Origin of the sequence: Pseudoflavonifractor sp. An176 (genome assembly GCF_002160435.1) — a bacterium.
Classification (GTDB): Bacteria; Bacillota; Clostridia; order Oscillospirales; family Oscillospiraceae; genus Enterenecus; species Enterenecus faecium.
In genome coordinates this window covers 1-7,900 of record NZ_NFKO01000051.1, presented here as the reverse complement: position 1 = coordinate 7,900, position 7,900 = coordinate 1, and the positions used below count along the sequence as shown (strand labels likewise).

The following is a 7,900-nucleotide window of genomic DNA, read 5'->3' as shown; positions in this document are numbered from 1 at the left end:
CCTTGGGGTACGAGGCTGGAACTGCGTCAAGCTGGTGTTCGGCCCGTGACCCTTGCTGTGGCACCTAGTCGTGCCACCACACCAGGCTGCTCTGGGCAGCTGGCCCTATCGCCAGGCGGTTTCCACCTCCGGGCCTACTCTGGTGTGTGCGGCGTTCCCGCCGCCGGGAGCCAGGCTATCGGCAACTGGGAACCGTTGCACACCAGGGTGAGGCCCTTGTGGTAGAAGTTTTATTTGTCGTAGAAGCTGAAACTTACAAAAGAATTGCCATGCCCTCTATGTGACCCCACCGGGCCAAGGGCCGCAAAGAGAAATGTGCAGGGGCTCCCCGTACCGCGGGGTGAATTCCACAAGGCGGGGGAAGGCCCCGCCTTTGGCGATTCTTTCCCCGATTTCTCATCGGGGAGAAATCGGGCATAAGCGGAGCGTCCCCGGCGGGGGCGCTGGTTCCTGCCCAGGAAATCGGAGAAGAAATTGTCTCTCGAAACAGCAAAAAAGTACGGTCAGCTTTCGCTGACCGTACTTTTTGCTTGATTTGGGATTAGCTGCGACGCTTGCGGGACACATAGGCAGCGCCAGCCAGCAGGCCCACAGCGGCGGTGAGGGCCGCCACGTACCCCATCAGCTGGGCGGAGTCCCCAGTCTGAGGCACGTTCTCAGGCTTCTGGGTGGCCTGAGGCTGGTCGGTGGCCTCAGGTGCCTGGGTCTGCTCAGGTTTCTGGCTCTCCTGAGGCTTCTCAGAGGGCTGCACGTCGCCCTCGGCGGTGAGGCCGTCCATGGCGCTCTGGAGCGCGGCCACGGCGTCGTTCACCACCTGCTGGTCGTCCTCCGACAGGCTCTCGTCGGCCATCACAGCCTGGGCAGCGGCCAGAGCGGAGCGGAAGGTGGCCACGGACTCGGCGGTGTATCCGGTGAGGTCCATGTCCTGGGCAGCGCCGATGAGGTCTTCCAGGATGGACTTATCCGCCTTGAAGCGCTGGGCCAGAATGGCGGTGAGGAGCTCGTCCACGGCGGTCTCCACGTCGCCCTGGAGGGCATTGCCGTCCTCCATCACGTCCTGACCGGCGGCCAGGGCGTCCAGCAGCTCCTGCCAGTGGTCGGGCAGGTACTTGCTCTCATTGGGGAGCATGCCCTCTGCCTTGTGGATGAGCAGCTCCAGCATGGTCTTGTCGCCCTGCTTCAGGCCCAGACCCCAGATACCCTCCAGCAGGTTGTCCCAAGCGGTGTTCACCTGCTCCTGGGTGGCGTTGGGGTTGTCCAGCACGGCCTTGGCCTCGTCCATGGCCTTCTGGAAGGCGTCCACAGCGGCCTGCACCACACCGGTGGTGTCCAGATTCACGGCGTAGTCATAGGTGGCTTGCAGCAGGGCCTTGTTGGCGGAAGCAGACTCGCCCGCCTCGGTGAACTGCCAGGTGTCCAGGCTCATCAGGTTCTCCGCCTGGTCGTCTCCGGTGAACACCAGGAAGAGGTTGTGCACCCCGGTGAGGCCGGTGACATCGCAGGTGAGGGTCTGATAGGTGCCGTCTCCGGCGGGCACGGTGAGGGTACCCACCACGGTGCCGTCGGGGGAGTCCACCCGCAGCTCCACAGCCCCGCCCGCCTGGGCGGCGATGCTGGCGGTGAAGGAGGCAGCGCCCTTGTCGCCGAAGTCCAGACCGGCCACGGCAATCCAGTCGCCGTTTTGGATGTCGGTGACGGCGCGGTTGTTCACTTCCGACAGGCCTTGGCCGGGCTGGTCACAGGCCTCTACCTTGATACCGGCCTGCCAGGCGATGGTCTCCCCGGCGGTGAGCTGATAGGGGCTCATGGTCTCCAGCTGGCTGATGCCCTCTCGGTCGGCCTGGATGGGGACGATGCGGCCATCGGCGTAGTACTCCACCTCGTTGATGTGGGTGGAACGATAGCCCTTCTCAATGCCCATGGCCTGGCCCAGAGTCTGGGCGTGGTAGACGATGTAAGAGGTGCCCTTGAAGTTGAAGATGGCGTGGTGGTTGTTGCCGCCCACTCCGAAGTAGGTGGAGGGGTTCTGGAGAATCTCGCCGCAGTACTCATAGGGGCCCAGGGGGTCATCGCTGACCATATAGCAGATGATGCCGTAGCCCGGGTAGCCCTCCACGGCGGAGTGGTTGCCGGAGAAGTTGGAGCAGTAGGTGTAGTAGTACTTGCCGTTGGCCTTGTGAATGCCGCCGTCCTCAAACATGCAGGGGGCGTCGATCATCACCGGCTCGCAGTCCAGGCTGATCATGTCGTCACCCAGCCGGACAATGCGGGCGCTCTTGGGGTTCAGGTCCTGTCCAGCGGGGATGCCGCCGCCAAAGACCAGGTATCCGGTGCCGTCGTCATCCACCATGACCGCGGGGTCGAAAATCCAGGGCACACCCTGGGTGCCGGGGGTGCTGCCGTCGATGAGGGCGTGGCCCAGGGGATCGGTGAAGGGACCCACCGGGGAGTCGCCCTCCAGCACGCCGATACCGCCGCCGCCGTTGCAGAAGTACAGGAAGAACTTGTCCTGTCCGTCAATCTGCTTGTAGGCGATGGCCGGGGCCCAGGAGTTGTTGGCCCACTTGGCCACGCCATTGGGGCCTGCCACGGGGATAAAGCCGTGGTCGGTCCAGTTGACCAGGTCGGCGGAGGAGATGACGTGGAGGGAGTTGATCTTGGAATAGGTGTTGTCGATGATATTGCCGTTCTGGTCGTACTCGAACTGGTCGGCGGTCATGTACACGTACACCCGGCCGTTGTACTCCAGGGCGAAGGGGTCTGCGCCGAAGTCGTAGTCGATGAGGGGGTTGGAGTAGCCGGGAATCTTGGCCAGGGCCTCGGAGTCCAGCTTCACCAGGGAGATGTTGGACACGGCGTTGTCCACCCGATAGGAGACGTTGCCGCCGGTGACCCGCACGTAGTCGGTGCGCACCTGCACGGTCTTGTTCTGGGTGGTGTAGTCGGTGAGTTGGAGCTGGACGGTGGCAAAGCCAGTGCCGCCGTTGTCCTGATAGTTGACGTTGTCCCCGGACACGGTGAGCACCAGACGTCCGTCCTGATAGGTGTAAGTGGCATCTCCGGTGACGTTCTTCTCGTCAAACACCACGCCGGACACGGTGAAGTCGTCGGGGATGTTCAGGGACGCTTCCAACTTGGTGTAGTCGCCGTCGGGGAGGGTGTCCAGCTTCACGGGCAGCTCCACCTGGGCGTAGGCCACGCCCAGCACGTCGTCGATGTCGTCCAGAGAGGCATTCAGGACGGTCTCAGAGCCGTTGGAGCACTGGTCGGAGACGTGGAAGTAGTCGAAGTCCACATAGCCGCCAGTGGTCTGGGTGGCGTAGTTGAACAGGCCGAAGCGGTAGCCCATGAAGTGGGGCATGGTGTAGGCCATCTGCAGGGTGTTGCCGATCTGGGTCCACGCTGCGCCGTCCAGGCTGTAGAAGAAGGTGGCCTGATCCTTGCGCTGGGTGTAGTCGAAGTCCACCCGGAGGTATACCCGGTTGACCCCGTTGTCCAGAGCCACTCGCTCCACCTCGGTGCCGTTGGGGTCAGAGTCGGACTCGGTCTTGGTCATCACCAGGTACTTGGTGCCGTTTTCCATCTTCACGCCCACATAGCCGTACCGCTGCTGGAAGGCGGCCAGTCCGGCCACATCGCCGTTTTTCATCCCGGCAATCTCCAGTGCCACATTGCCCGAGCAGGTGGGGCCGTAGGTGCGCTGGGTCAGGGTGTTCCGGGCCTCCAGGATGTTCTTGGCCTTGGTGCCGGTGGTCAGGCGCAAAAAGCCGTTGCGCTGGGTCAGGGACCAGTCGTTGTTGTTGGGGTTGTGGTTCCACTGCCAGGCCAGGTCCAGATAGGAGCCGTTGTCGTCGTTCTCTCCGGGCTCCACAGGCTCCTTCTCGTCGGGCAGCACCACCACGGACACGTCGTCCACATAGAAGTCGAACAGGTCGTTGGTGGGGTCGGGGGTGGCGGTCCAGGCGGTCTCGATGAAGCAGCCCACATAGGACATGTCCGCATCGTTGGGGATGGTGTAGGTGCCGGTGATGGTGGCCCACTGGCCCTTTTGGGCGGTGACCGAGCCCACCACGTCAATGCCGCGCCAGTCGCCGCACTGGATGCAGAAGTTGAAGGTCTTGGAGGCGGGGCCATCGTTGTACTTGACCGTGGCGCTGACCTGGACCTTCTGGCCCTGGCTCAGCTGTCCGGTGAGGACCTGCTTGGGGCCGGAGGCGGTGTTGGTGCGGTCGGAAATCTTGGCGGAGTAAGAGCCGCTGAATGCCTCCTCGGTGACGATCTCCAGAGTGGAGGCCTCCTGGACGGCCCAGGGCTCGGAGCCGTTTTCAAAGCCGCCGTTGACGATAATGCCGTAGTCCGGCTCCTCCACCTCCACGGTGACGGACACATCGTCCACATAGAAGTCGATGAGGTCGGTGTCCGGGTCCTGCTCCGGGGTCCAGTTGGTCTCCACAAAGATGCTGCTGTAGGACAGGTCAGCGTCATTGGGGATGGTATAGGAGCCGGTGATGGTGGTCCACTCGCCCCGCTTGGCGGTGGCGGACCCGGCGTTGTCGATGCCGTCCCACAGGTTGCCGTCGGCGTTATTCTGCATGGAGATGTGGAACAGCCGGGTATCGGGGCCCTCGTCGTAGCGCACCCGGGCGCTGACGTAGATGGTCTGGCCCGCGTGCACCTTTCCGGTGAGCAGCTGCTTGGGGCCCGAAGCGGTGTTGGTGCGGTCGGACACCAGCAGCACGGTGTTGCCGTCCTCGTCCACGGGGGTGAGGGTGGCGGTCTGCTGGGTGGCCCAGTTCTCGGTGCCGTCCTCAAAGCCGCCGTTGACGATGAGCTCCATCCGCTCGGCCTCTTGGTCGGCGGTGGGCTGGGCCTCTGCCGCTGCCGCGTTCTGAGTGGCGGTGTCCGCGGCGGTGGACACGCTGCTGTTGTCGGCGGCGAAGGAGTGGGGCTGGCCGTTGTAGAACTCGTCGGAGACCACAATGTCCTTCTCGCCGGTGTAGGTGCCGGGGAGGTCCATCTCCACAGGGGCCTGTCCGTTTTCATCGCCGAACACGGGCCAGCCGTCCTCCCAGGTCACAGGCACCAGCACCGGGATGCGGCCCACAGAGCTGTGGTCCTGGAAGAGCATGGCGTACCAGGAGCCGTCGGCGGCCTGCACGATGCCGCCCTGGGCCACGCCGGCGTTGTCCATCTGGCCGTCAAACTCCAGACCGGAGTCGAAGACCTTGCGGCTCTCCCAGGGGCCGTCCAGGGAGGAGGCTCTCCAGCAGACTTCCTGTCGGCGTCCGCCGGTGGGCCACTGAATCATAAACAGGTAGTAGTAGTCCCCGATCTCATAGGCGTGGATGCCCTCGGAGATGTAGGACACAGGACCGTTGACCGGATTGCCGTCGTTGTCCAGGCCGGTGTATTCAATGAGGGTCACCTCGTCGCCCAGGGTGATGTCCCCATTCTCGTCCTCGTAGACGGGGCGGCACCGGGCGGTGCCGCTGCCGTAGACCACGTACATGCCGTCGTCCTGGGTGGTGAGCAGGGACACGTCGTGGAGGTAGCCGGAAAACTCAGACCGATGCCAGGTGCCGTTTTCCACGTCGGTGGTGGAGAAGATGTAGGTCTTCCCGGTGGACAGGCTGGCAAAGGATACGTAATACTTGCCGTTGTAGTAGCGGATGCTGGCGGCCCAGGAGCCGCTGCCGTAGTCGCTCTCCCCGTTGCGCAGGGCGAACTTGTCGCCGTCATCCAGAATGTCGTAGGTGTAGCTCACCGTCTCCCAGTTGACCAGGTCCGTGGACTTCATCACGGGGCAGCCGGGGGAGAGGTGCATGGTGGTGCTCACCATGTAGTAGGCGTCATCCACCCGGATGACGTCCACATCCGGGACGTCGGCATACATCACGGGATTGGTAAAGGTCTGATTCCCGCTGTCCGAAGTTGCCACAGCCCGGGGTGAGAGGGGAATGGCGCTGAGGGTCATGGTCAGAGCCAGCGCAACTCCCACTGCTCGTTTTAGAAACGTGTTTCTCATGGTTTGTCCTCCTTCTCGTTTGGTTCTGACAGCGTACCAGCTGTCTGGGTCCGCAGGGCGCTGCAAACCCCTTTGTCAGGAAAATCTTAGCATACAGTTATACGGACATCAACGATATGGACGAAGATAACGTATTTTCTCCCTTCTTAACAATACAAATTGAACAAAAGTAAGTAAAATATAAAATTTTCATGGCTATCACCCGGTCATTCAAGGAGTATCTGCAAAATATCCGGATATTTGAATGCTCTTTTTGCGGTAGTTCCGGGGGCTTTTTCCGGATAAATTCTCAATTTGACTCGGTGATTGCCCTGTTGAGAGGGGAGAAATCCGGGTAATTTGTACGGGAGTGGAACGGCCCTTGCCAAACGCCAGATACTTTCGTATAATAGCGTACAAAAGAGAAGTGCAAGGAAGTGACCTGACATGAACCGGAAGACCATCGCCGCCGCCTTTCCCTACACGGTGCCGGTGCTCATGGGCTATCTGTCCATCGGCATCGTCTTTGGGTGGATGATGTCGGCGGCGGGGTATGTGCCTTTGTGGTCGGCCCTGATGTCCATGACCATTTACGCCGGAAGCGGCCAGTATCTGGGGGTGAGTTTGCTGTCCACGGCGGCCCCTCTGGCCGATGTGGCCCTGCTGACCCTCATCATCAATTTCCGACACCTGGTGTACGGCCTGTCCATGCTGGAGAAATTCCGGGGCATGGGGGCACGGAAGTGGTACATGATGTTTTCCCTCACCGACGAGACCTACGCCCTGCTGGCGGGGGTGGAGGCGCCGGAGGGGGTGGAGCCCCGGGACTTCTACTTTGCCATTGCCCTGCTGGACCAGCTGTATTGGATTGCCGGGTCGGTGATCGGGGCGGTGGCGGGGGCCCTCATCACCATCAACACCCAGGGCATTGACTTTGCCATGACCACCCTCTTCCTGGTCATCGCCGTGGAGCAGTGGCAGTCTGCCTCCCGGCACCTGCCGGTGTTTTTGGGAGCGGGGGGCACTCTGGTGTGCCTGCTGGCGTTGGGGGCGGAGAATGGACAGTTTCTCATCCCCGCCCTGGGCATTTTGGTGGCGGGTCTGTTGCTGCTGCGCCCCTATTTGGACCGAGAGGAGGAAAAGGTATGAGTGTCGCCCAAACGGCTGCCGCCATTGCGGTGATGGCGGTGGTGACCTTCCTCACCCGGGCTCTGCCCTTTTTCCTCTTTGACCGAGGGGGCAAGCCCCCCAAAGTGGTGCTCTATCTGGGCAAATATCTCCCCGCCGGGGTCATTGCCATGCTCATTGTGTACTGCCTGAAGGGGGTGCGCTTTACCTCCACAGACCAGTGGCTGCCCGCACTGTTGGCCTGTGCTGCGGTGGTGGGGCTGCACCTGTGGAAGCGCAACAATATGCTCTCCATCATGGGGGGGACCATTTTCTATATGGTGCTGGTACAGGTCATATTTTAATCTGTCTATGTGGCACGGTGAAGGCGGTGACGGGCAGGGCCTGTCCTTCTCCGATTGGTCAGGCGGAAACCAGCGCCCCAGCCGGGGACGCTCCGCTGGGGTAACTTTCTGACTGGGCAGAAAGTCACCAAAGACCCACCAAAGGCGGGGCCTTCCCCCGCCTTGTGGAATCCACCCCGCGGTACTGGGTGTCCCTGCGTCTTTCTCTTTTCAGCCCTTGGCCCGGTGGGGTCACATAGATGGCTTGCCGTTCTATGGTTTGTATTTCCTTCTCTGTTCCTGCGTCCTTCTACCGCCAGGGCCTTTCCCTGGTGTGCCGCTGTTTCCAGCTAACGGGGGCCTGGCTCCCGGCGGCGGGAACGCCGCTTCTCCAGGGTAGGCCCGGACGTGGAAACCACCTGATGATAGGGCCAGCTGCCCAAGG

Annotated in this window: 3 protein-coding genes; 2 read left to right on the top strand and 1 reads right to left on the bottom strand. The window is 62.1% G+C overall.

Annotation, left to right across the window (positions count from 1 at the left end):
- Positions 1-541: 541 nt before the first annotated feature.
- Entirely contained in the window at positions 542-6,025 is a 5,484-nt protein-coding gene (locus tag B5F12_RS11295) for a family 43 glycosylhydrolase (RefSeq protein WP_087234456.1), read from the bottom strand.
- A gap of 426 nt (positions 6,026-6,451) precedes the next feature.
- On the opposite strand from B5F12_RS11295, the gene B5F12_RS11290 reads away from it, so the two are divergent.
- A complete protein-coding gene (locus tag B5F12_RS11290) occupies positions 6,452-7,153 on the top strand; it encodes an AzlC family ABC transporter permease (protein WP_087234454.1) in 702 nt (233 codons plus the stop codon).
- Positions 7,150-7,476 carry an AzlD domain-containing protein gene (locus B5F12_RS11285; protein WP_087234452.1) on the top strand — a complete coding sequence of 109 codons (327 nt, stop codon included), beginning with the start codon at positions 7,150-7,152 and terminating at the stop codon, positions 7,474-7,476. Before B5F12_RS11290 ends, B5F12_RS11285 begins: the two co-directional genes overlap by 4 nt.
- The last annotated feature ends 424 nt before the right edge of the window (positions 7,477-7,900 follow it).

Bases quoted from the DNA above. Each gene is read 5' to 3' on its own strand.
- B5F12_RS11290 (WP_087234454.1), top strand. From the start codon at position 6,452: ATGAACCGGAAGACCATCGCCGCCGCCTTTCCCTACACGGTGCCGGTG.
- B5F12_RS11285 (WP_087234452.1), top strand. From the start codon at position 7,150: ATGAGTGTCGCCCAAACGGCTGCCGCCATTGCGGTGATGGCGGTGGTG.
- B5F12_RS11295 (WP_087234456.1), bottom strand. From the start codon at position 6,025: ATGAGAAACACGTTTCTAAAACGAGCAGTGGGAGTTGCGCTGGCTCTG.